At 69.3% G+C, this 24,202-nt stretch carries 20 protein-coding genes and 2 pseudogenes; 16 read left to right on the forward strand and 6 right to left on the reverse strand.

Annotation, left to right across the window (positions count from 1 at the left end; all coding sequences use genetic code 11):
- The first annotated feature begins 77 nt into the window (after positions 1-77).
- Positions 78-815: pseudogene (locus SGFS_RS42475) on the forward strand (dienelactone hydrolase family protein).
- Between the two features lie 103 nt (positions 816-918).
- Positions 919-1,224, forward strand: a complete 306-nt coding sequence (locus SGFS_RS42480) for a hypothetical protein (RefSeq protein WP_286257697.1) — start codon at positions 919-921, stop codon at positions 1,222-1,224.
- Positions 1,225-1,255: 31 nt separating this feature from the next.
- Here the strand turns inward: SGFS_RS42480 and SGFS_RS42485 are convergent, their stop codons facing one another.
- Positions 1,256-1,885 carry a TetR/AcrR family transcriptional regulator gene (locus SGFS_RS42485; protein WP_286257698.1) on the reverse strand — a complete coding sequence of 210 codons (630 nt, stop codon included), beginning with the start codon at positions 1,883-1,885 and terminating at the stop codon, positions 1,256-1,258.
- Positions 1,886-1,992: 107 nt separating this feature from the next.
- Here SGFS_RS42485 and SGFS_RS42490 point away from each other — a divergent pair, with 107 nt between their 5' ends.
- A complete protein-coding gene (locus SGFS_RS42490) occupies positions 1,993-3,045 on the forward strand; it encodes an aldo/keto reductase (protein ID WP_286257699.1) in 1,053 nt (350 codons plus the stop codon).
- A gap of 215 nt (positions 3,046-3,260) precedes the next feature.
- Here SGFS_RS42490 and SGFS_RS42495 read toward each other — a convergent pair whose 3' ends face one another.
- Positions 3,261-3,593: a hypothetical protein gene (locus SGFS_RS42495; protein ID WP_286257700.1), complete on the reverse strand. Its 333-nt coding sequence runs from the start codon at positions 3,591-3,593 to the stop codon at positions 3,261-3,263.
- A gap of 172 nt (positions 3,594-3,765) precedes the next feature.
- Here SGFS_RS42495 and SGFS_RS51560 point away from each other — a divergent pair.
- From SGFS_RS51560 to SGFS_RS42515, 5 genes and pseudogenes are all read left to right on the forward strand, one after another.
- Positions 3,766-3,822, forward strand: a pseudogene (locus SGFS_RS51560) (hypothetical protein); the annotation flags it as partial.
- Between the two features lie 98 nt (positions 3,823-3,920).
- Complete coding sequence (locus SGFS_RS51565; RefSeq protein ID WP_350284052.1) at positions 3,921-4,145, forward strand: hypothetical protein; 225 nt, start codon at positions 3,921-3,923, stop codon at positions 4,143-4,145.
- A gap of 133 nt (positions 4,146-4,278) precedes the next feature.
- Positions 4,279-4,641, forward strand: coding sequence for a hypothetical protein (locus tag SGFS_RS42505; RefSeq protein WP_286257702.1), 363 nt, complete (start codon positions 4,279-4,281; stop codon positions 4,639-4,641).
- Between the two features lie 449 nt (positions 4,642-5,090).
- Positions 5,091-5,282: a hypothetical protein gene (locus SGFS_RS42510; RefSeq protein ID WP_286257703.1), complete on the forward strand. Its 192-nt coding sequence runs from the start codon at positions 5,091-5,093 to the stop codon at positions 5,280-5,282.
- A gap of 71 nt (positions 5,283-5,353) precedes the next feature.
- Entirely contained in the window at positions 5,354-6,115 is a 762-nt protein-coding gene (locus SGFS_RS42515) for a metallophosphoesterase family protein (protein ID WP_286257704.1), read from the forward strand.
- Between the two features lie 212 nt (positions 6,116-6,327).
- Here SGFS_RS42515 and SGFS_RS42520 read toward each other — a convergent pair whose 3' ends face one another.
- Entirely contained in the window at positions 6,328-6,981 is a 654-nt protein-coding gene (locus tag SGFS_RS42520; protein WP_286257705.1) for an MBL fold metallo-hydrolase, read from the reverse strand.
- A 37-nt stretch (positions 6,982-7,018) separates the two neighbouring features.
- Positions 7,019-7,705 (reverse strand): maleylpyruvate isomerase family mycothiol-dependent enzyme, encoded by a 687-nt coding sequence (locus SGFS_RS42525; RefSeq protein WP_286257706.1) that lies wholly within the window; start codon positions 7,703-7,705, stop codon positions 7,019-7,021.
- 224 nt (positions 7,706-7,929) lie between these two features.
- On the opposite strand from SGFS_RS42525, the gene uvrA reads away from it, so the two are divergent.
- Positions 7,930-10,971, forward strand: coding sequence for an excinuclease ABC subunit UvrA (gene uvrA, locus SGFS_RS42530; RefSeq protein ID WP_286257707.1), 3,042 nt, complete (start codon positions 7,930-7,932; stop codon positions 10,969-10,971).
- An 84-nt stretch (positions 10,972-11,055) separates the two neighbouring features.
- Here uvrA and SGFS_RS42535 read toward each other — a convergent pair whose 3' ends face one another.
- Entirely contained in the window at positions 11,056-11,634 is a 579-nt protein-coding gene (locus SGFS_RS42535; RefSeq protein ID WP_286257708.1) for a YceI family protein, read from the reverse strand.
- A gap of 220 nt (positions 11,635-11,854) precedes the next feature.
- Positions 11,855-12,820: a hypothetical protein gene (locus SGFS_RS42540; RefSeq protein ID WP_286257709.1), complete on the reverse strand. Its 966-nt coding sequence runs from the start codon at positions 12,818-12,820 to the stop codon at positions 11,855-11,857.
- Between the two features lie 428 nt (positions 12,821-13,248).
- On the opposite strand from SGFS_RS42540, the gene uvrC reads away from it, so the two are divergent.
- The 7 genes from uvrC (at position 13,249) to SGFS_RS42575 (ending at position 24,202) form a co-directional block, all read left to right on the forward strand.
- Positions 13,249-15,381, forward strand: a complete 2,133-nt coding sequence (gene uvrC, locus SGFS_RS42545) for an excinuclease ABC subunit UvrC (RefSeq protein WP_286257710.1) — start codon at positions 13,249-13,251, stop codon at positions 15,379-15,381.
- Complete coding sequence (rapZ, locus tag SGFS_RS42550) at positions 15,378-16,403, forward strand: RNase adapter RapZ (protein ID WP_286257711.1); 1,026 nt, start codon at positions 15,378-15,380, stop codon at positions 16,401-16,403. The genes uvrC and rapZ overlap by 4 nt, the downstream gene beginning before the upstream one ends.
- On the forward strand, positions 16,400-17,470 hold the full coding sequence (locus SGFS_RS42555; protein ID WP_286257712.1) for a gluconeogenesis factor YvcK family protein: 1,071 nt from the start codon (positions 16,400-16,402) through the stop codon (positions 17,468-17,470). The genes rapZ and SGFS_RS42555 overlap by 4 nt, the downstream gene beginning before the upstream one ends.
- Positions 17,461-18,450, forward strand: a complete 990-nt coding sequence (whiA, locus tag SGFS_RS42560) for a DNA-binding protein WhiA (protein WP_286257713.1) — start codon at positions 17,461-17,463, stop codon at positions 18,448-18,450. The genes SGFS_RS42555 and whiA overlap by 10 nt, the downstream gene beginning before the upstream one ends.
- Positions 18,451-18,632: 182 nt before the next feature.
- A complete protein-coding gene (locus SGFS_RS42565; protein WP_286257714.1) occupies positions 18,633-21,587 on the forward strand; it encodes a M14 family metallopeptidase in 2,955 nt (984 codons plus the stop codon).
- A 257-nt stretch (positions 21,588-21,844) separates the two neighbouring features.
- Positions 21,845-22,855, forward strand: a complete 1,011-nt coding sequence (gene gap / locus SGFS_RS42570; RefSeq protein WP_286257715.1) for a type I glyceraldehyde-3-phosphate dehydrogenase — start codon at positions 21,845-21,847, stop codon at positions 22,853-22,855.
- A 135-nt stretch (positions 22,856-22,990) separates the two neighbouring features.
- Positions 22,991-24,202 (forward strand): phosphoglycerate kinase, encoded by a 1,212-nt coding sequence (locus SGFS_RS42575; protein ID WP_286257716.1) that lies wholly within the window; start codon positions 22,991-22,993, stop codon positions 24,200-24,202.

Here is a 24,202-nt window from a genome sequence, read left to right on the forward strand (position 1 = left end):
AGAGGGACACGCGCGCTGTTCTGCCAGCGGCAGAACACCGGCCGGACCAGGCTCGAAGATCACTACAGGCCAGGCTCATGACGACGATTACGACGCGCACGGTCGAGTACCCGGCGGACGGTTTGACGATGATCGGGCACCTCGCGCTCCCGACCGGCATCGACCGCCGGCCTGCGGTGCTGCTCGGACCCGAGGGCATGGGGCCCGGCGACGTCGAGCACCGCCGGGCCGATGCCCTCGCCGAGCTGGGATACGTAGCGCTGGCCTTCGACCTTCACGGCGGACGCTATTTGGGCGACCCCGAGGAGATGCTGGCCCGTTGCATACCACTGCTCGCTGATCCCGACCGAATGCGGGGCATCGGCCATGCGGCGCTCGACGTGTTGCGCACCGAACCGCGGACCGACCCCGACCGGATCGCCGCCGTCGGCTACGGCACCGGGGGCGCCATCGGGCTGGAACTCGGGCGCGACGGCGTCAACCTGCGCGCGATCGGGACAGTCAACGCACTGACCACGGGCCGACCGGGCGAGGCGGCGCGCATTCGCTGCCCAGTGTGGGCCGGGGTCGGGTCGGAAGACCCGATCATGCCGCCCGCGCAACGGAACGCGTTCACCGCCGAGATGCAGGCCGCGGGCGTCGACTGACGCCTCACTGTCTACGGCGGCGCCTTGCACGCCTTCCATCACCCGCCGGTCGACCACCCCGCGGTCCCCGGCGTCGGCTACCACCCACAGCACGCGCAGCGAGCCTGGCGCGACGTCGTCGACCTGCTCGCCGAGTGCCTGCCCGTGACGGAGGATCTGGGGGCATGACCCCGGCAACAGCCTGGCGCCAGGCCTGGCCCGCGTCGGGCACGGCAAGGTTCTCGTCCGGCTCGGCGACCCACCGTCGCCCGGCCCCGCCCCGTTCGACGCAATGCTGCTCAACTATCTGGGGCAGCGACCGAACACCAAGACCGCGACCAACCTCAATGCCCGATGGCTCTTCCCCGGCCGCCGGGCCGGACAGCCCATGACCCCGGAAGGCATGGCACCTCGGCTCCGCCGGCTGGGCTTCCCGACCCGGCCAGGACGCACAGTGGCGATCCGCCAACTCGTCCTCCAAGCCCCGGACCCAGTGATCGCCCGGATGCTCGGCGACAACGACGACCACACCACCCGTCTCGCCGAAGAGGCCGGAGGAACCTGGAAACGTTATGCCCCCGGGGATCACGCAAGGTGACCCGCGCTCAGCGACGGATGCGGGAAGCCGGTCACGCACGGCCTTCGTCGCCCCGCAGGTACGCTCCCGCACGTGCTGCAGCCACTGCGGCCTCGGCGGCCTGGTCTGCGGCGGCTTCGTCGAGTCGGTCGTTGCTGGTCAGCAAGCGGTAGTAGAGGGGGGCGGAGACAGCGCGGATTACCTCGTGGACATCGGTGCCCTCGGGCACCTCGCCCCGGTCGATGGCCTGTTGGACGCATGGTGCCCACTCCTTGACGCGGATGTCGTAGAAGCGGTGCAGGGCCTCGGCTGTCTTCGCCTCGCAGGTGGCGGCGGCGACCACTGCCTTGAACAGCGCTCCTTGCCGCGGGTCGGCCAGGGTGCGCTGCACGAGCCGGGCGTTGGCCTTGAGGTCACCGAGCAGCGAGCCGGTCTCGGTACGCGGCAGTGACTGCTCGGCCATCTCCACAAGCAAGTCAGCCACCAAGCTGGTCACCGTTCCCCAGCGGCGGTAGACGGTGGTCTTGCCCACCTCGGCACGGCGCGCGATGTCGGCGAGGTCCAGGTGGGCAAAGCCATGCTCCGCCAAGGCGTCCCCAGCCGCCTGCAGCACCGACGCCCGCACCCGCGCCGTGCGCCCTCCAGGACGGACGGTCCCCGGATCCGCACCCTCAAACCCCATAACGGGACTCCAGTTTCGTTAACCACTCGCGCCTGCTACGTTGAGACACCACGCTAACGGAACTTTAAGCCCATTAGTTAGGTGCGGGCGACGAGAGAGGAACAGCCATGGAATACAGGCGGCTGGGCGCATCCGGCCTCAAGGTCCCTGCACTCAGTTTCGGCGCCGGCACGTTCGGCGGCCAGGGGCCGCTGTTCGGTGCCTGGGGCAACACCGATGCGCACGAAGCACGCCGTCTCGTGGACATCTGCCTCGACGCCGGGATCACGATGTTCGACACCGCCGACGTCTACTCCAGCGGGGCCTCCGAGGAGGTGCTGGGCGAAGCGATCAAAGGCCGCAGGGACCAGGTGATCGTGTCCACCAAGACCGGCCTGCCGATGGGTGACGGTCCAGGCGATGCGGGCTCCTCTCGTTCGCGCCTGATCACCGCATGTGAGGACGCCCTGCGCCGGCTCGGCACGGACTACCTTGACTTGTTCCAGCTGCACGCCTTTGACGCCGGCACGCCGATCGAGGAAGTCCTGTCCGCACTCGACGATCTCGTACGAGCAGGGAAGGTCCGCTACCTCGGCATCTCCAACTTCTCCGGCTGGCAGGCGATGAAGTCCCTCGCGAGCGCGGAGAGGTACGGCCACCCGCGCTACGTCGCACATCAGGTCTACTACTCACTCATCGGCCGCGACTACGAATGGGAGTTGATGCCCCTCGGGCTCGATCAGGGCCTCGGAGCCCTCGTCTGGAGCCCGCTCGGCTGGGGCCGGCTCACCGGCAAAGTCCGCCGCGGCCGGCCGCTACCGGCCAACAGCCGACTGCACCATACCGCCGACTACGGCCCGCCGGTGGAGGACGAACACCTCTACCGCGTGGTCGAGGCCCTCGACGAGATCGCGCAGGAGACCGGCAAAAGCATTCCGCAGATCGCCATCAACTGGCTGCTGCAGCGACCGACCGTCTCCTCCGTCATCATCGGCGCCCGCGACGAGAACCAGCTTCGCCAGAACCTCGGTGCCGTCGGCTGGACGCTCACGCCCGACCAGATGGCGAAGCTCGATGCGGCGAGCGGCAAGACAGCGCCCTACCCGTACTTCCCTTACCAGCGCCAGGAAGGCTTCGCCCGCCTCAACCCACCAGCTGTCGCGCCTCCGCCCGCTGCATGACATCCGCGTCAAGCAGCTGGAGCGTATAGCCGCGCGTCCCAGACTCGGACTGGGAGGCTCCCTCGCTCAACGCCTGCCCGGGCCTGGACAGCTGCGGTGACAGCCTCTCCGCCTGTCCGTCAACTTGTCGGCACGACCACAGACGGTGACCAGAGAACCTCCTGCAGAGAGGAATACGCGACAGCCGAATACGCGAGGTCGCCAGTGCTGGACCCCTAAGCGACCGTCCCGGGCCCTTCACGGCCCACCTGATGGAAGGCCTTCGCGGGGAACGTGCACGACGTCGCATTGCCCAGGATGATCCGGCGTTGGAGGAGGTAGCGGCGGTGCGCTTTGACCGCGCTCCGGTTACCCCAGTCCCAGGGGAACCGTTTTCGTGCGGCCTGCCGGGCGAGCCGGTTCAGCTGGCGGTTCAGGCGGACGGCGTCGTTCAGGTCGAAGGCCCAGACCCGCGCGATCCATGTCCGGTACCGGAGGAGTCGTGTTTTGGAGACGGTGGTACCGAACAGGAACGGGCGTGGGCCGGGCAGCTTACGACGGACAGGCACAAGGGCAATCCTCTTCCGAGTTCCTGGCCGGTGTCGGCCATAGCCGTCTCCGCGCTCCTGGGCGAAGCCGAGCAGAAGGACATCTGCGAGGCCACGGGGTACACCCGCCAGTAGGTGCGCCGAATCGTGAACACGGAGACGCTGGCGGATGGCTGACCTGTCGCAGGTGTCTATGGCCGTCATCGTCGATGGCGGCCGTCTCCTGCTGGTCCGACGCAGCGTGGCCGAGGGGGAACTGCTGTGGGCGCTACCTGGCGGCAAGGTTGAAGCCGACGAGACTGCGCCGGGTCAGCTGTCCGAGAGGCGCAGGAAGAGACCTGCGTCTCCGTGGAGGCGATCAAGTCCCTTGGTGGGCGGATCCATCCGGATACCGGCCGACGCATCGCCCACGTGGCTTGCCGGGTCCTCCGAGGCGAAGCCGGAACGGCCTCCCTGCGGGAAGTCTCCGCCGTCGCCTGGGTCACCCTCGAACAGATTCCCGAGTATGTGCCGCGCGGGCTCTACGCGCCCGCCCTGGCCTATGTAGCGGACGGCGCAGCGCCGGGCGTCTGAAAGCTGGCGAGGTGACGACGACCAGCAGCTCCTCGACGAGATTCACCGGCGTGCATATGTGGTTGGGGACGACAGCGACTCTTGCCTCCCATCACGGGACCCGTCCGGATGATCATGGCAGGTCGGCGGACCAGTGCCGCTCACACACGACGCCATCCAGGCCCTGCCGAACTGGCGGACCGCCGCCTACCTGCGCGACCTGCTCATGGACAGCGGCGTCCTGCCTCACCTCGACCGTCGACTCCTGCTGTTCGAGCGGTGGCTCGCCCAGCGAATCGCCACCACCGAGAACACCGAACACGCCCGCATGCTCCAGCACTTCGCCACCTGGCACCAGCTCCGCAAGCTCCGCGCCAAGGCGGCCAGGAGCCCGCTGGGCACCAGCACGACGCAGGAATCCCGTCAGCAGATCACCCAGGCAGGCGCCTTCCTGGTCTGGCTCGCCGCCCGACACGTCACGCTGGACGCCTGCACCCAGACCGATCTCGATGCCTGACACGCGGAGAAGTACGCCACCCGGCGCCCCGCACAGTCATTCCTGCGCTGGTGCATGGAGACCCGCCGGATGCCGCGGCTGACCATCCCGAACCGCCCGACCACCAACCCCCAGCCGATGGGCCAACACCAGCGCATCACCGCCCTGCAACGGGTCCTCGCCGACGACAGCAGCTCGCCGAGAGTCCGGCTCGCCGCCTGTCTGGTCCTGCTGTTCGCCCAGCCCGTACAGCCGGATCGTCCGCATGGTCACCGACGATGTTGTCCACGACGGCCAGCATGTCGTACTCCGACTCGGCGATCCGCCCACCCCAGTCCCCGAGCCGGTGGCCGTCCTCCTGCTCGACTACCTCCAGGCCCTGCCCGGCAAGACCCCTGCCATCAACCAGGATTCACCCTGGCTCTTCCCAGGCCGCCGCCCGAGCCAGCCGATGAACCCCGGCACTTTGCGTGACGCGCTCCGGCAAACTCGGCGTCCCGGCCGAGAAGGGCCGCACCTCGGCCATCCGCCAGCTCGTCCTTCAGGCCCCGGCGCCCGTCATCGCCCAGGCACTGGACTACCACGACAAGAGCACCACCCGCATCGCCACTGAGGCCGGAGCCCCTTGGAAGAACTACGCACCCGGCGACCACAAACGCTGAACGGCCCCCTCGAACTACGCGCCCGGCGAAAGATCACACCACTCGGCTGCCTTCGCCCCACAGTGGTGACCATGCTGAACCGAGTAGCCGTTCTGTCCGACATTCACGGAGTCCTGCCGGCCCTGGAGGCAGTACTCGCCGAACCAGACGTCAGCACTGCCGATCACGTCGTGCTGACCGGCGACATCACCGCCGGCCCGCAACCGACCCAGGTCCTCGACCTGCTGACCAGCTTCGGTGACCGCGTCGTCTGGATCAGCGGCAACGCCGACCGCGAACTCCTCGAATACCGCCGGGGGCAACGCGAAACGATCCCCGATCCGATCGTCCCCTGGGCAGCCGAACAGCTCCGCGAGGACCATCTCGACCTTCTCAGCTCGCTTCCACGATCACTCTCCCTGTCCGTGAACGGCCTGGGAAAGGTGCTGTTCTGCCATGCCACCCCTCGCGACGACGAGGAGGTCGTCCTGGTCGACTCCCGCCTCGACCGCTGGGAGGAAGTCTTTGACGGACTCGATGCCGATATTCGCACCGTGGTCTGCGGCCACACCCACATGCCGTTCGTCCGCCTCGCTCACGGCCGACTCGTGATCAACCCCGGCAGCATCGGCATGCCCTACGGACGAACCGGAGCGCACTGGGCCCTCCTGGGCCCGGGCGTCGAACTCCGCACCACGCACTTCGACCTCCAAGCCGCAGCCACCCAGCTCAGCCAGGACTCGTCCTACCCCGACATCACCGAATGGGCCGACTACTTCCTGCACGCTCGCGCGACCGACGCCGACGCCCTCACAGCCTTCGCACCACGGGACGGGCGCGACCACAGCCCGTGACACCCGCTCCCCATCCACGACAGCGGGCAGCCGAACACCGACTACACGATCAACGACGCCTACCAATCCCACCCACGGTCACTGCTGCCCGCGTCGGTGACGGAGCTCTGGACGCCACCGTCCGTGGGGCTGATGCTGCCCGAGCGTCGACAGGCCGACGCGCGACCGCCCCCGCTTCGGTTTTCGAAACGGGGGCGGTCGTCGTTGGACGGTTACCAGCCTCGTGCGCGCCACTCCGCGAGGTGGGGCCGCTCCGTGCCGAGGGTGGTGTCGTTGCCGTGGCCGGGGTAGACCCAGGTCTCATCGGGCAGGACGTCGAATACCTTGGTCTCCAGGCCGTCCATCAGGGAGTTGAACTCTTTCGGACGTGTTGTCCGGCCAGGACCGCCCGGGAAGAGGCAGTCCCCTGTGAACACATGCGGATGTCCGTGCGGGTCGTCGTAGACCAGGGCGATCGAACCCGGCGTGTGACCCACCAGATGGCGTGCGGTGAGCTCCACGCGCCCCACCCGGATCGTGTCCCCGTCCTCGACGAGGACGTCGGTCGCCACCGGGATGCCCTCGGCGTCGTCCCGGCCCGCGTATGTGCGTGCCCCCGTGGCCGACACCACCTCGGCGAGCGCCTGCCAGTGGTCGCCGTGCTGATGCGTGGTGACGACGGACGCGATCCCGTCGGCGCCGATCAGTGTGAGCAGGGTGTCGGCGTCGTTCGCGGCGTCGATCAGCAACTGCTCGTCGGTGGCCCGGCAGCGCAGCAGATAGGCGTTGTTGTCCATCGGGCCGACCGCGACCTTGGAGATCATCAGGTCGGGCAGCTCGTGCACATCCGCAGGGCCGCCGACCTTCACTGCTCCGCTGTACGTCATGACCATCAGTCTAGGTCGCGGGGAACAGGTGGCGTCGCTACAACGGGGGCAGCACGGGGAGCGGCCCGCCCTCCACGGTCAGAGCGGCTCCGTCCCGACGTCCGGCCAGCCATCCGAGCAGTACCGGCGCGGGCCCCGCAACCGTGACCTCGGGAGCGGAAGCGGCCCTACCGGTGTTCCACGCGCGCGTGCCGTCCGTCACCCGGGTGGGAGGCACCTCTGGATGCCCGCTGAAGCGGTCGGTGAGGAAGTCGATCTCCCGTTCCACGAACTCCCCCGGCAGATCCTCCAGCTCGTACCCGATCCCGAGGTCCACGTGGTGCAGCTCGGCCTCCACCCACCGCCTGAACGGCACCCGGGACGCGGAATCCGTCACCCCGTTGCGCAGCTCCACGGTCCGCGACCAGTCCGCGGGCGCGGCCGCCGCCTCCTGGAAACGGGCCGCACTCTCGCGTACGTCGGTGAGCTGGACCTCCAGGGGGCGCGGCGCGTCCCGCTCGATGTCGGCGTCCCGCGCCTCCCCGGAGACATACATGGGGCGGCCCTGGAGGACGTTCACGAGCGCGTCCGCGTTGCGGGCGAGGTGGGCGAGGACATGGCCGCGGCTCCAGCCGGGCAGCCGTGACGGCTCGGCGACGGTGGCGTTGTCCAATTCGGCGGCTGCGGTGAGGAGCCGGTCGGTCGCCTCACGTACAGAGTCCAGGTCACGTGCGTGATCCATCATGACGCCGACCCTAGCTCCGCCACACCTTCGGGTGAAGGTGGCTGACCACGGCCGCAAATCGAATGCACGTGCTATATGGTCGAGTCCTGCGTCGGGCATGCTTGAAGGCCCGGGATTGTTGTGGAACGGGGAAACAGGACCGGCGCTGTCAGTGGCTCCCCCTAGTCTGTGAAGGACGGGGGCTCCGCTCCTGCTCACTTCACTCAAGAAAGGTGCGGACCGGCGTGGCCGACCGTCTCATCGTCCGTGGCGCGCGCGAGCACAACCTCAAGAACGTCTCGCTCGACCTCCCACGAGACTCGCTCATCGTCTTCACGGGCCTGTCCGGGTCGGGCAAGTCCTCGCTGGCCTTCGACACGATCTTCGCCGAGGGGCAGCGCCGCTACGTCGAGTCGCTCTCCTCGTACGCCCGGCAGTTCCTCGGTCAGATGGACAAGCCGGACGTGGACTTCATCGAGGGGCTGTCCCCGGCGGTCTCCATCGACCAGAAGTCGACCTCGCGCAACCCGCGCTCGACGGTCGGCACGATCACCGAGGTCTACGACTACCTGCGTCTGCTCTTCGCGCGCATCGGCAAGCCGCACTGCCCCCAGTGCAGCCGCCCGATCTCGCGCCAGTCGCCGCAGGCCATCGTCGACAGGGTCCTGGAGCTGCCGGAGGGGAGCCGCTTCCAGGTGTTGTCGCCGCTGGTGCGCGAGCGCAAGGGCGAGTTCGTCGACCTCTTCGCCGATCTCCAGACCAAGGGTTACAGCCGTGCGCGGGTGGACGGCGAGACCGTCCAGCTCTCCAACCCACCCACCCTGAAGAAGCAGGAGAAGCACACCATTGAGGTGGTCATCGACCGCCTCACGGTGAAGGACTCCGCCAAGCGCCGCCTCACGGACTCCGTGGAGACCGCGCTCGGTCTCTCCGGCGGCATGGTCGTGCTCGACTTCGTCGACCTCCCCGAGGACGACCCCGAGCGCGAGCGCATGTTCTCGGAGCACCTGTACTGCCCGTACGACGACCTGTCCTTCGAGGAGCTGGAGCCCCGCTCCTTCTCCTTCAACTCGCCCTTCGGCGCCTGCCCCGACTGCAGCGGCATCGGTACGCGCATGGAGGTCGACCCCGAGCTGATCGTCCCGGACGAGGACAAGTCGCTCGACGAGGGCGCCATCCACCCCTGGTCGCACGGACACACCAAGGACTACTTCGGCCGCCTCATCGGAGCTCTCGCGGACGCGTTGGGATTCCGGACCGACATCCCCTTCGCCGGTCTCCCGCAGCGCGCGAGGAAGGCCCTGCTGTACGGCCACAAGACCCAGATCGAGGTGCGTTACCGCAACCGGTACGGCCGCGAGCGGGTGTACACGACGGCCTTCGAAGGCGCCGTCCCCTTCGTGAAGCGGCGGCACAGCGAGGCCGAGAGCGACGCCAGCCGGGAGCGCTTCGAGGGCTACATGCGCGAGGTGCCCTGCCCCACCTGCGAGGGCACCCGCCTGAAGCCGATCGTCCTCGCGGTCACGATCATGGAGAAGTCGATCGCCGAGGTCTCCGCCATGTCGATCAGCGACTGCGCGGACTTCCTGGGCGAGCTGAAGCTCAACGCCCGCGACAAGAAGATCGCCGAGCGGGTGCTGAAGGAGGTCAACGAAAGGCTGCGGTTCCTGGTCGACGTCGGCCTCGACTACCTGTCGCTGAACCGCGCGGCCGGCACGCTCTCCGGCGGCGAGGCACAGCGCATCCGCCTGGCCACCCAGATCGGCTCCGGCCTCGTCGGCGTCCTCTACGTCCTCGACGAGCCGTCCATCGGGCTCCACCAGCGGGACAACCACCGGCTGATCGAGACCCTGGTCCGGCTGCGCGACATGGGCAACACGCTCATCGTCGTAGAACACGACGAGGACACGATCAAGATGGCCGACTGGATCGTCGACATCGGCCCCGGCGCCGGCGAGCACGGCGGCAAGGTCGTGCACAGCGGCTCCCTGAAGGAGCTGCTCGTCAACGACGAGTCGCAGACCGGGCAGTACCTCGCGGGAAGGAAGGCCATCCCGCTGCCCGACATACGCCGCCCGCTCGACCCGACCCGGCAGCTCACGGTGCACGGCGCCCGGGAGAACAACCTCCAGGACATCGACGTGTCCTTCCCGCTGGGCGTCTTCACCGCCGTCACCGGTGTGTCCGGCTCCGGCAAGTCGACGCTGGTCAACGACATCCTGTACACGCACCTGGCCCGCGAGCTGAACGGCGCGAGGAACGTCCCCGGGCGCCACACGCGCGTGGACGGCGACGACCTCGTCGACAAGGTCGTGCACGTCGACCAGTCGCCCATCGGCCGTACCCCCCGGTCCAACCCGGCGACGTACACCGGTGTCTTCGACCATGTGCGCAAGCTGTTCGCCGAGACCACCGAGGCGAAGGTCCGTGGTTATCTACCCGGCCGCTTCTCCTTCAACGTCAAGGGCGGCCGCTGCGAGAACTGCGCGGGCGACGGCACCATCAAGATCGAGATGAACTTCCTCCCGGACGTCTACGTCCCGTGCGAGGTCTGCCACGGCGCCCGGTACAACCGGGAGACCCTGGAGGTCCACTACAAGGGCAAGTCCATCGCAGATGTGCTGAACATGCCGATCGAGGAGGCCACGGGCTTCTTCGAGGCGGTCCCCGCGATCGCCCGCCACCTCAACACGCTGAAGGACGTCGGCCTCGGCTACGTCCGGCTCGGCCAGTCCGCGACCACCCTGTCCGGCGGTGAGGCCCAGCGCGTCAAGCTCGCCAGTGAGCTGCAGCGCCGCTCCACCGGCCGTACGGTCTACGTCCTGGACGAGCCGACCACGGGTCTGCACTTCGAGGACATCAGCAAGCTCCTCAAGGTGCTGTCCGGCCTGGTCGACAAGGGCAACACGGTCATCGTCATCGAGCACAACCTCGACGTCATCAAGACCGCCGACTGGGTCGTCGACATGGGTCCCGAGGGCGGTGCGGGCGGTGGCCTCGTCATCGCCGAGGGCACACCCGAACAGGTCGCCGGGGTACCGGCCAGCCACACGGGCAAGTTCCTGAGGGACATCCTCGGCGCCGACCGGATCAGCGACGCCGCCCCGGTGAAGGCCCCGCGCAAGACCGCGGCCAGGAAGACGGTCGCGGCCAGGTCGACGGCGACGAAGGCGACGACGGCCCGGACGACCAAGGGTGCCGCCAACAACGCGGCGACCAAGCAGGCGGCCGCGGTCACGAAGAAGGCCACTCCCGCGAAGAAGACCACGCGGGCACGCAAGGCCTGAGACACACGGGCGACAGGTCCGAAGAAATCGGGAAAAGGTCGGTGCCCCGCGGGAACTCCCCGCGGGGCACCGACCGTTGCACAGTCAGCCGCCCCGCCCCTGCGTTTCGATGAACCGCATGTCCAACTGAACCTTGACAAGATCACCGAGAAGTCCGGTCCCGAAGTCCAGGCCGAAGTCGCCGCGCCGGATCTCACCCGTGGCCTCGAACCCGGCACGCCTTCCCTGTCGCCCGGGGGAGTCCACCGCACCGCCGAACTCGACGGCCAGCGTCACCGGACGCGTCACGTCCCCGATGGTCAGGTCGCCCGCCATCGACCAGTCCTCGCCCTTTCCGGACACCCGAGTCGAGCGGAACGTCATCGTCGGACGTTTCTCCACGTCGAGCAGTTCCGCCGAGCGGGTGTGCGCGTCACGGTCCGCGTTCCCGGTGTCGATGGACGCGAGCGCGATCTCGGCACTCACCCTCACGTCGTCGGCCGACCCACCGACATGCAGCTCGGCCTTCACCTCGCCGAAGCGGCCGCGCACTTTCGTGATCCCGAGGTGGCGGATGGTGAAGTTGACGGACGAGTGAAGGGGGTCGAGCTCCCAGTCGCCGGGCGCCAGTGGAAGCGTGGCGCGCGAGGTGGCGGAGGTGTCGGGAGAGTTGTCGTGAGTCATACCTCCAGCCTGCGCCGGCGGCGACGCGAGAGGGAGGCCGGGCGGCGTAGTGACATGGCCACCCTCCGTGAGCCTTAACAGTTCCTCCCCCGGGAGTGCCTCTCCCGCGAGTGCCCCCAGGCGGGACGTACTGCAACCAGGAGTGGCGTAAATGCTTGCGCAAGCGCCTACGCCGCCGGGCGCCCCTTCAGAACCTCGGCCCCGTCTGTCCGCCAGCCCCTCACTCCCAGTCCCATCCGATCCCCAGGAACCCCGTCCGCACGCGCGGTTCCACGAGGTGGACCGAGTGGTGGAGGGCGCTCAGCGGGAGGTCCTGGCGGGCGGTGCGCGGGGCGGCCGTGGAGTGCTGGGTGAAGCGGTGGCAGCGGAGTGGGAGCGCGCGTTCGTCGAACCGCACCTGAAGGGCGTACTGGCCGCCGGCGGAACGGAAGCCGCGGACGTACTCGGTGGAGGCGCCGGCGGTGCCGTCGTCGACCCCGTAGCGGAAGAGGAACGTATCGCCGGTGCGCAGCAGGGTGTCGAAGAGGAGTTCCGCGACGAGGACGCCGGAGTCGCCGTCCCAGCGCACGCGGCCCGCACGGCAGTTCTCCAGGGCGCGCACGGTCATCCGCTCGGGCGCACAGCCCGGGTCGCCGTGGTGGACGGCCACATAGCGGTCCACGCCGTCCTTGTGGGCGCGCACGATGTGCTGGGACTCGCGGCCGAGCAGTTCCCGGCCCGCGCCGACGTGTACCCGCTCGTGGTGGCCGATGGTGTGCACCCCGCCGTCGAGCGGTGTCTCCAACTCGCCCAGCAGACGTTCCAGCGCACCCGAGGCGGCCACCAGGGAGCGGTACGAGCGGCCCGTGGGGCCCTGCCGGGCGGAGTGCCCGTCGGCCTGGGCGAGCAGGCGGATCAGTGACTCGTCCGGGAGTTCGAGGATCTCCTCCAGGGCGCGGACGGCCCGCAGCGACTCGGGGCGCTGGGGGCGGCGGGCCCCCTGCTGCCAGTAACTGAGGCTCGTGACGCCGACCTTGACCCCGTAGCGCGACAGATGGTGCTGCACGCGCTGCAGCGGCAGTCTCCGCGCGGCGATCGCGGCGCGCAGCGCGACATGGAAGGGGCCGCCCCGCAGGGCGGATTCCAACTCCGCCGTGGCGACGTCCGCGACGTCCGCGACGTCCGCGTGCTCTGTGGCGTGCGGCATGCAGGGGGCCTTTCTGTGAGGGGGCGCGACGGCCGACCGGACCGCTCGCACGGACCGATCGGGGACGTCCGGTGGACGCGTGGGACGGCCGGCGTCCCCGCGTCCCCGCGTCCCGACGTCACGTCTTCACACCCGTACGACGGCGTTCGGTCCCGAGTTCCCCCGCATTGAAGCGTGTTGACCAAGCCCGGACAACACCTGGTGCGCGACATGGCCGGACAGCACCGCCCGGGGCATCCGCCGTGCCTGGGCCAGGGGGCGGGTCCCCGCGAGGCCCCGTGTCGCTTTCCCCCGGCGACGACGACTCGGCGACGATCCCCGCACCGGGCGTCACCGCCCACGCAGCGTCAGGGCTTCGCTGCGCAGGGTGGCTCCGCTCTGTCCACGGGGCCGTCGTGATGTCGGTGGCCGCCAGTAGGGTGTGAAACATGGCCGACCCCTCCAGCTACCGCCCCAAGCCGGGACAGATCCCGGACTCTCCCGGGGTGTACAGATTCCGTGACGAGCACCGCCGGGTGATCTACGTCGGGAAGGCGAAGAGCCTGCGCCAACGCCTGGCGAACTACTTCCAGGACCTGGCCGGTCTCCACCCCCGCACCCGCACGATGGTCACCACGGCCGCCTCCGTGGAGTGGACCGTCGTGTCCACGGAGGTCGAGGCGCTCCAGCTGGAATATTCGTGGATCAAGGAGTTCGACCCCCGGTTCAACGTCAAGTACCGCGACGACAAGAGCTACCCGTATCTCGCGGTCACGATGAACGAGCAGTACCCGCGCGTGCAGGTGATGCGCGGTCACAAGAAGAAGGGCGTCAGGTATTTCGGGCCGTACGCGCACGCGTGGGCGATCCGCGACACCGTCGACCTCCTCCTGCGTGTCTTTCCCGTCCGGACCTGCTCGGCCGGTGTGTTCAAGAACGCGACCCGCACCGGCCGCCCCTGCCTGCTCGGCTACATAGGCAAGTGCTCGGCCCCCTGCGTCGACCGGATCTCCGCCGAGGAGCACGTGGAACTGGCCGAGGAGTTCAGCGACTTCATGGCCGGCCGTACGGGCACGTACATCCGCCGCCTCGAGAAGCAGATGATGGACGCGGCCGAGGAGATGGAGTACGAGCGGGCCGCCCGCCTGCGCGACGACATCGAGGCCCTGAAGAAGGCCATGGAGAAGAACGCGGTCGTGCTCGCCGACGCGACCGACGCCGACCTGATCGCCGTCGCCGAGGACGAGCTGGAGGCCGCCGTCCAGATCTTCCACGTACGCGGCGGACGCGTGCGCGGCCAGCGCGGCTGGGTCACCGACAAGGTCGAGGCCGTCACCACCGCCGACCTCGTCGAACACGCGCTCCAGCAGCTCTACGGCGAGGAGACCGGTGACTCGGTGCCCAAGGAGGTCCTCGTCCCGGCGCTGCCCGCCCCCGTCGAGCCCGTCCAGGAGTGGCTCACCGGGCGCCGCGGATCCAACGTCTCCCTGCGCATTCCGCAGCGCGGCGACAAGAAGGCACTCATGGAGACCGTCGCGCGCAACGCCCAGCAGTCGCTCGTCCTGCACAAGACCAAGCGCGCCTCCGACCTCACCACCCGCTCCCGTGCCCTGGAGGAGATCGCCGACGCCCTCGACCTGGACAGCGCCCCCCTGCGGATCGAGTGCTACGACATCTCGCACCTCCAGGGCGACGACGTCGTGGCCTCCATGGTCGTCTTCGAGGACGGGCTGGCCCGCAAGAGCGAGTACCGCCGCTTCCAGATCAAGGGCTTCGAGGGCCAGGACGACGTCCGGTCCATGCACGAGGTGATCACCCGCCGCTTCAGGCGCTATCTCGCCGAGAAGGAGAAGACCGGCGAGTGGGTCGACGACTCCGCGGAGCCCCGGAACGGTTCCGACGCCGCCGCGGATGGGCTCGACAACTCCACGAACGGCCTCGACAGCTCCCTGAACGGCCTCGGCGGCCCCCTGAGCGGCCTCAAGGACGACGACGGCCGCCCCAAGCGCTTCGCCTACCCGCCTCAGCTGGTCGTCGTCGACGGCGGGCAGCCGCAGGTCGCCGCCGCCCGCAGAGCCCTCGACGACCTCGGTATCGACGACATCGCCGTCTGCGGCCTCGCCAAGCGGCTGGAGGAGGTCTGGCTGCCCGGGGACGACGACCCGGTGGTGCTGCCCCGCACCAGCGAGGGCCTGTATCTGCTCCAGCGCGTCCGCGACGAGGCCCACCGCTTCGCGATCACCTACCAGCGCAGCAAGCGCGCCAAGCGATTCCGGGCGAGCCCCCTGGACGACGTGCCCGGCCTCGGGGAGGCTCGAAAGCAGGCGCTGCTCAAGCACTTCGGTTCGCTGAAGAAGTTGCGCTCCGCCACGATCGACGAGATCTGCGAGGTCCCCGGCATAGGCCGAAAGACCGCCGAGACGATCGCCGCGGCCCTGGCACAGGCCGCCCCGGCCGCACCCGCCGTGAACACGGCCACCGGAGAGATCATTGAAGAAGAGGAGCCCGGCACTCCGCCGGGCTCTCCGGAGGAGCCCGTGGCCGCGGGCGCCCAGAGCGAGCGACGGGGCCAGGAGAGATGACCGAGCACGAAGCGCGCCCCCAAGAAGCGCACGAAGAGCACACAGCACAGCACGAGGACGCCCACAAGGAAACGGGCGACCATGCCTCGCAGCACCCAGCGGCACAGGAAGACGGAGCACAAGTGAGTACGGGCATCGAAACAGCCGGGGTCCCCGAGGCGGCCATCCCCGAGCTGGTGATCATCTCCGGCATGTCCGGTGCCGGCCGGTCGACGGCCGCCAAGTGTCTGGAGGACCTCGGCTGGTTCGTCGTCGACAACCTCCCGCCCGCGCTGATCCCCACCATGGTGGAGCTCGGCGCCCGCTCCCAGGGCAACGTGGCGCGCATCGCGGTCGTCGTCGACGTGCGCGGCCGCCGCTTCTTCGACAACCTCCGCGACTCCCTCTCCGAGCTGGAGACGAAGAACGTCACCCGGCGGATCGTGTTCCTGGAGTCCTCCGACGAGGCCCTCGTCCGCCGCTTCGAGTCGGTGCGCCGCCCGCACCCCCTCCAGGGCGACGGCCGCATCGTCGACGGCATCGCCGCCGAGCGCGAGCTGCTGCGCGAGCTGCGCGGCGACGCCGACCTGGTGATCGACACCTCCAGCCTGAACGTGCACGAGCTGCGCGCCAAGATGGACGCCCAGTTCGCCGGCGAGGAGGAGCCCGAGCTGCGGGCCACCGTCATGTCCTTCGGCTTCAAGTACGGCCTCCCGGTCGACGCCGACCTGGTCGTGGACATGCGCTTCCTGCCCAACCCGCACTGGGTCCCGGAGCTGCGCCCCTTCACCGGCCTCAACGAGGAGGTCTCGGCGTACGTCTTCAACCAGCCCGGCGCCAAGGAGTTCCTCGACCGCTACACGGAGCTCCTCCAGATGATCGCCGCAGGCTACCGCCGCGAGGGCAAGCGGTACGTGACCATCGCGGTCGGCTGCACCGGCGGAAAGCACCGCTCGGTCGCCACCTCCGAGAAGCTCGCCGCCCGCCTCGCCTCCCAGGGCGTCGAGACCGTGGTCGTGCACCGGGACATGGGGCGCGAGTGAGCGGACGTGCCGCGTCGCGGCTGAGCAGGCTGCGCCGGGTCACCCCCGAGGGCCGCGCGGGCAGACCCGCAGAGGCCCGCGGGGCAAGGCCGCGCCGCCGGGGTGCCCAGCCCAAGGTCGTCGCCCTCGGCGGCGGCATGGGCCTGTCCGCCTCGCTCGCCGCCCTCCGCCGGATCACCGGCGACCTCACGGCCGTCGTCACCGTGGCCGACGACGGCGGCTCCAGCGGGCGCCTCCGCGACGAGCTGGGCGTGCTCCCGCCCGGCGACCTGCGCAAGGCCCTGGCCGCGCTGTGCGGCGACGACGACTGGGGCCAGACCTGGGCACGGGTCATCCAGCACCGCTTCCAGTCCAAGGGCGACCTGCACGAGCACGCGGTCGGCAACCTGCTGATCGTCGCCCTGTGGGAACAGCTCGGCGACCACGTCCAGGCCCTCGACCTGGTCGGCAGACTCCTGGGCGCCCAGGGCCGGGTCCTGCCCATGTCGGCCGTCCCCCTGGAGCTCCAGGCCCTGGTCAAGGGCCACGACCCGGCGCGCCCGGACGACGTCGACACCGTACGGGGACAGGCCACCGTCGCCCTCACTCCCGGCGAGGTGCAGTCCGTGCATGTCGTGCCGCACGACCCGCCCGCCGTCCCCGAGGCCGTCGAGGCGGTGCTGGACGCCGACTGGGTGGTGCTCGGCCCCGGCTCCTGGTTCTCCTCGGTGATCCCGCACCTGCTCGTGCCCGAGTTGCTCGACGCGCTCACGCAGACCAAGGCCCGCCGGGTACTCTCGCTGAACCTCGCGCCGCAGCCGGGAGAAACCGATGGGTTCTCCCCGCAGCGTCATTTGGAGGTTTTGGCACGACACGCCCCTAAACTCGCCCTGGACGTGGTGCTGGCCGACGAGGCCGCCGTGCCCGATCGCGACTTGCTGACCGACGCCGCCACGCGGTTCGGCGCCGCGGTCGAGCTGGCGCCGGTGGCCCGACCCGATGGATCTCCGCGGCACGATCCGGAGCTGTTGGCCGCCGCGTACGACCGTATTTTTCGGATGCATGGAAGGATCGGCCCATGGCGATGACGGCAGCGGTGAAGGACGAGATCTCCCGGCTACCCGTCACCCGGACCTGCTGCAGGAAAGCGGAGGTCTCCGCCATTCTCAGGTTCGCGGGCGGCCTTCACCTGGTGAGCGGGCGCATCGTGATCGAGGCGGAGCTGGACACGGCGATGGCGGCCCGACGGCTCAAGCGGGACATCCTGGAGATCTTCGGCCACAGTTCCGAACTGATCGTGATGGCCCCCGGCGGTCTGCGCCGTGGCTCCCGTTATGTGGTCCGCGTGGTCGCGGGCGGCGATCAGCTGGCCCGCCAGACCGGCCTGGTGGACGGCCGCGGCCGCCCCATCCGCGGTCTGCCCCCGCAGGTGGTCTCGGGGGCCACCTGCGACGCGGAGGCCGCCTGGCGCGGGGCGTTCCTGGCCCACGGCTCGCTCACCGAGCCCGGCCGCTCCTCGTCCCTCGAGGTGACCTGCCCGGGTCCGGAGGCCGCGCTCGCGCTGGTCGGCGCCGCCCGTCGGCTGTCGATCGCCGCGAAGGCCCGCGAGGTCCGGGGCGTGGACCGGGTGGTCGTACGCGACGGGGACGCGATCGGCGCTCTCCTCACCCGGCTCGGCGCGCACGAGTCGGTGCTGGCCTGGGAGGAGCGGCGGATGCGCCGCGAGGTCCGCGCCACGGCGAACCGCCTGGCCAATTTCGACGACGCCAACCTGCGCCGCTCGGCCCGCGCGGCCGTCGCCGCCGGTGCCCGCGTGGGCCGCGCCCTGGAAATCCTCGCCGACGACGTGCCCGAGCACCTCGCGGCGGCCGGCCGGCTGCGCATGGAGCACAAGCAGGCATCCCTGGAGGAACTGGGCGCGCTCGCCGACCCGCCGCTGACCAAGGACGCCGTCGCGGGCCGGATCCGCCGGCTGCTCGCCATGGCCGACAAGCGGGCTTCGGACCTCGGTATTCCGGGGACGGAATCCAGCCTTACGGAGGACATGGCCGACAACCTGGTGGGGTGACAGCCCGTCAGGACTCCTGCTCAACAAGCCGATGCCGACGCCCCGTTGGGGTTGTCGGCATCGGTTTTTTGCCTTACCCGTGAATTCCTTGTGTGGCCTGCGAGACGCCCTTGACTTGACCCTGAACTGACAAGAGCCTGGCAGCTGTTCGCCACTGTGGCGGACCACTGCAAGGGGGGCTCATGAGACGAAGAGCGAGATCGATCCTCGCCGCGGGCGCGCTCCTGCTGGGCGGCGGCGCCGGATTCGCGCCGGTCGCGCAGGCGGCCGAGAGCGACGGTTCTCCGGACGCGGACGAGGTCAAGGTCTTCCGTGCCGAGGTCACGAAGAAGCAGATACCCCTGCTGCTCGCGGCCGGGCAGGACGGCCACGAACTCAGCGAGCAGGCGCCAGAGAAGGGCACCGCCTCGGTCGAGGTCTACCTCACCGACAAGCAGGCCGAGGCCCTGGAGGAGCAGGGCGTCGACCTCAAGGAGCACAAGCTCACCAAGAAGGCCGAGGCGCGCGTGGACGCCGCCGGCGACGGGGTCTTCCGCCCGTACAGCGGTGCGGGCAACCTCAAGGAGGAGATCGTCCGGACGGGCCAGAAGAACCCGTCCCTCACCAAAGTGGTCTCGATAGGCAAGACCCTCCAGGGGCAGGACATCCTGGCGCTCAAACTGACCAAGAACGCCAAGAAGACCAAGGACGGCGCCAAGCCCTCCGTCCTGTACATGTCCAACCAGCACGCGCGTGAGTGGATCACGCCGGAGATGACCCGGCGTCTGATGCACTACTACGTGGACAACTACAAGACGGACAAGCGGATCAAGAAGCTCGTGGACACCACCGAGCTGTGGTTCGTCCTCTCCGCCAACCCGGACGGTTACGACTTCACGCACAAGGCCGACGGCAACCGCCAGTGGCGCAAGAACCTGCGCGACAACAACGGCGACGGCACCATCGCCATCGGCGACGGCGTCGACCTCAACCGCAACTTCGCCTACAAATGGGGCTACGACAACGAGGGTTCCTCCCCGTTCCCCACCAGCGAGACCTACCGCGGCGCCGGCCCGGGCTCGGAGCCCGAGACCAAGGCCCTGGACGCCTTCGAGAAGCGCATCGGCTTCGAGTACGGCATCAACTACCACTCCGCCGCCGAGCTGCTCCTCTACGGAGTCGGCTGGCAGGTGGCGAGCCCGACGCCGGACGACGTGCTCTACGAGTCCCTCGCCGGCACGCCCGAGAACTCCGCGATCCCCGGCTACCACCCGCAGCTCTCCTCCGAGCTGTACACCACCAACGGCGAGGCGGACGGCCACGCGGCCAACGTCAACGGCACCGCGATGTTCACCCCCGAGATGTCGACGTGCCAGACGGTCTCGAACCTCTACCCGGACGACCCGTGGGTGGCCTCCGACTGCGCGTCCGTCTTCACCTTCCCGGACGACGAGAAGCTGATCCAGGAAGAGTTCAAGAAGAACATCCCGTTCGCGCTCTCCGTCGCCGAGTCGGCCGCCAAGCCCGACCAGCCGAAGTCCTCGGTCGGTATCGACGCCCCCGACTTCACTCCGGCCGGCTTCAGCACGTCGTACTCGCGCGGCGCGGACCAGCAGGTCTCCGTCGTCGTACGCAAGTCCGTGCGCGACAAGGAGCTGAAGTACCGCGTCAACGGCGGTCGTAAGCACCACCAGACGCTCAAGGCCTGGAAGGGCGGCGAGACGTTCGGCGGCGAGGACAACCTGTACTTCGACGAGTACCGCGCCAAGGTGAAGGACGGCAAGCCGGGCGACAAGGTCGAGGTCTGGTTCACCGGCAGGACGAAGGCCGGAAAGCGCACCTCCAGTAAGCACTTCACGTACACGATCGCCAAGCGGCCCAAGGCCGACACCCTCGTCGTGGCCGAGGAGGGCGCGACCGCGACCCAGGCCCAGACGTACGTCGACGCGCTCAAGGCCAACGGCAAGAAGGCGCTCGTCTGGGATGTCGCGACCCAGGGTGCTCCCGACGCGCTGGGCGTACTGAAGCACTTCAAGACGGTCGTGCACTACACGGGCGCCGTCCGTCCGGGTGTCGCCACCCAGCTCGAACTGCGGGCCTACCTCAATGAGGGCGGCAAGTTGGTCGAGTCCGGCGAGAGCGCCGGCGGCTCGGTCGACCTCGGCGGCGGCACGCTGTCGAACGACTTCAGCCAGTACTACCTGGGCGCCTACAGCCGTACGAACCTCCCGAACGCCACGGCGTTCCAGGGCCTCGGCGGCCTCGCGGGCTACACCGGGGCCCTCGGCGGCGCGCCCGGCAACCCGCTGGACTCGGCCGGTTCCTTCACCGTCACCTCGGACACCCTGCCCGCAAACACGTTCCCGCAGTTCAGGAGCGCGGGCGCGGGCCAGTACCCGGGCACGGTCAACCCGTACGGGCCGTACGAGGGCGCGTCCATGGCGGCCGTCACGCACTCCGACTACGCCTGGAACCGCCTCACCCGCACCATCGACCTCACCTCGGTGAGCGCGGCCGACGCGCCGACGCTGCGGACCCGGCTGCTGTGGGACACCGAGGAGGGCTACGACCACGCCCTGCTGGAGGCGCACACGGCCGGGGCCGACGACTGGACCACGCTCCCGGAGAAGGGCGGCGCGACCAGCACCACCGTGCCCGCCGAGTGCGAGGCCGGGTACTTCATCCAGGGCCACCCCGCGCTCAAGCGGTATCTGACCCTGGCCGACGGCGGCTGCAAGGCCACCGGCACGAGCGGCTCCTGGAACAGCTTCACCGGGGCCTCGGCGGGCTGGCAGCAGGTCGAGTTCGATCTCTCCGCGTACGCCGGCAAGAAGGTCGAGGTCTCGCTCAGCTACATCACCGACCCCGGCTCCGGAGGCCGCGGCGTCCTCGCCGACAACGCCACCGTCGTCATCGGCGGCACGGCCGGCGCCACCGAGGGCTTCGAGACGTCGCTCGGCGCCTGGAGCACTCCGGGCCCGCCCGCGGGCAGCCCGGCGGTGATCAAGGACTGGGGTCTGTCCGGCGAGCTGTTCAAGACCTATGGAGCGGTCACCACGCGCGACACCGTGCTGCTGGGCTTCGGCCTGGAGCAGGTCACCGCGGCGGCCGACCGCACGGCACTGATAGGCAAGGCGCTGGCGGCGCTGAAGGGCTGAACCAAAAGCTCGATAAAGAGGATAAAAAGCGCGCCCCGAACGTCTGGAATCAGATGATCGGAGGGCCGCTCAAAAGGTAATCACCTTGCAAAACCAGGGCGGTCCGTGCCTCTACTGGCGGGTACGGGCCGCACTGCCATGTATAGGGCATCTCGATGTCACTCGGCGGGCCCCGGGGAGGTAGGGTCGTAGGCGGTCGGGGACATCCCATACAGCTCGCCGGCACTGAGCCGGCGTACCAACGAGGAGATCGGTTCGTGACGATCCGCGTAGGCATCAACGGCTTTGGCCGCATCGGTCGTAACTACTTCCGCGCGCTGCTGGAGCAGGGTGCAGACATCGAGATCGTGGCTGTCAACGACCTGGGTGACACCGCGACCACCGCACACCTCCTGAAGTACGACACCATCCTGGGCCGTCTCAAGGCCGAGGTGTCGCACACCGCCGACACGATCACCGTGGACGGCCACACCATCAAGGTCCTGTCCGAGCGCAACCCCGCCGACATCCCGTGGGGCGAGCTGGGCGTCGACATCGTCATCGAGTCGACGGGCATCTTCACCAAGAAGGCCGACGCCGAGAAGCACCTCGCCGGCGGCGCCAAGAAGGTCCTCATCTCGGCTCCGGCCAAGGACGAGGACATCACCGTGGTGATGGGCGTCAACCAGGACAAGTACGACCCGGCGAACCACCACGTCATCTCCAACGCCTCCTGCACCACCAACTGTGTGGCGCCGATGGCCAAGGTCCTCGACGAGAACTTCGGCATCGTCAAGGGTCTGATGACGACGGTCCACGCGTACACCAACGACCAGCGCATCCTGGACTTCCCGCACTCGGACCTGCGTCGCGCCCGCGCCGCCGCCGAGAACATCATCCCGACCACCACGGGTGCCGCGAAGGCCACCGCCCTGGTCCTGCCGCAGCTCAAGGGCAAGCTCGACGGCATCGCGATGCGCGTCCCGGTCCCGACCGGCTCGGCCACCGACCTGGTGGTGACGCTCCAGCGCGAGGTCACCAAGGACGAGGTCAACGCCGCGTTCAAGAAGGCCTCCGAGGACGGCGACCTCAAGGGGTACCTGGCCTACACCGAGGACGAGATCGTCTCCTCGGACATCGTCAGCGACCCGGCCTCCTGCACCTTCGACGCCTCCCTGACCATGGTCCAGGAGGGCACCTCGGTGAAGATCCTCGGCTGGTACGACAACGAGTGGGGCTACTCCAACCGCCTCGTCGACCTGACGGTCTTCGTCGGCAACCAGCTCTGATCCACAGAGCAGGCACATCGATGTGAGCGCAGGGCTCGGGCGGCGCAGGGACGCGCCGCCCGGGCCCTGACTCACGTACAAAAGCGGCCCTCTTACGATCACGAGCACCACAAGTCCTCTTCGGGAGCCCTCTCAATGAAGACGATCGACGAACTCCTCGCCGATGGAGTCGCCGGCAAGCGGGTCTTCGTCCGCGCCGACCTGAACGTGCCGCTCGACGGCACCACCATCACCGACGACGGCCGCATCCGCGCCGTGCTGCCCACCGTCAAGGCGCTGGCCGACGCGGGCGCGCGGGTCGTCGTCGCCTCCCATCTGGGCCGCCCCAAGGGCGCCCCGGACCCGGTCTTCTCCCTCGCCCCGGCCGCCACGCGCCTCGGTGAACTCCTCGGCGCCGATGTGGCGTTCGCGTCGGACACCGTCGGCGAGTCGGCCACGTCCACGGTGTCGGGCCTCGCCGACGGGCAGGTCGCGGTCCTCGAGAACCTCCGCTTCAACGCCGGTGAGACGTCCAAGGACGACGCCGAGCGCGCCGCCTTCGCCGACCTGCTGGCCGGCCTCGCCGACGTGTACGTGGGCGACGGCTTCGGCGCGGTCCACCGCAAGCACGCCTCGGTCTTCGACCTGCCGGCCCGGCTGCCGCACTACGCCGGCCACCTCATCGCCACCGAGGTCGGCGTCCTGAAGAAGCTCACCGAGGACGTCCAGCGCCCCTACGTGGTCGCGCTCGGCGGCGCCAAGGTCTCCGACAAGCTCGCCGTCATCGACCAACTGCTCGCCAAGGCGGACCGCATCCTCATCGGCGGCGGCATGGCGTACACGTTCCTGAAGGCCAAGGGTTACGAGATCGGCGGCTCCCTGCTTCAGGAGGACCAGCTGGCGGCGGTCACCGAGTACGTGGAGCGCGCGGAGAGGACCGGTGTCGAGCTGGTCCTGCCCGTCGACGCCGTCGTCGCGCCCGCGTTCCCGGACCTGAAGAGCAAGGCTCCGGCCGATGCCACCGCGGTCGCCGCGGACGCCATGCCGGCCGACCAGATGGGTCTCGACATCGGGCCGGAGTCCCGCAAGCTGTACGCCTCGAAGATCGCCGACGCCGCCACCGTCTTCTGGAACGGCCCCATGGGCGTCTTCGAACACCCCGATTTCGCCGAGGGCACCAAAGCGGTCGCCCAGGCACTCCTCGACTCCAAGTCCTTCACGGTCGTGGGCGGCGGCGACTCCGCCGCGGCCGTGCGCATCCTGGGCTTCGACGAGAACGCATTCGGCCACATCTCGACCGGTGGCGGCGCCTCCCTCGAATACCTCGAGGGCAAGACGCTCCCCGGTCTCGCCGCACTGGAGGACTGA

This window comes from Streptomyces graminofaciens (genome assembly GCF_030294945.1).
Taxonomy (GTDB): Bacteria; Actinomycetota; Actinomycetes; order Streptomycetales; family Streptomycetaceae; genus Streptomyces; species Streptomyces graminofaciens.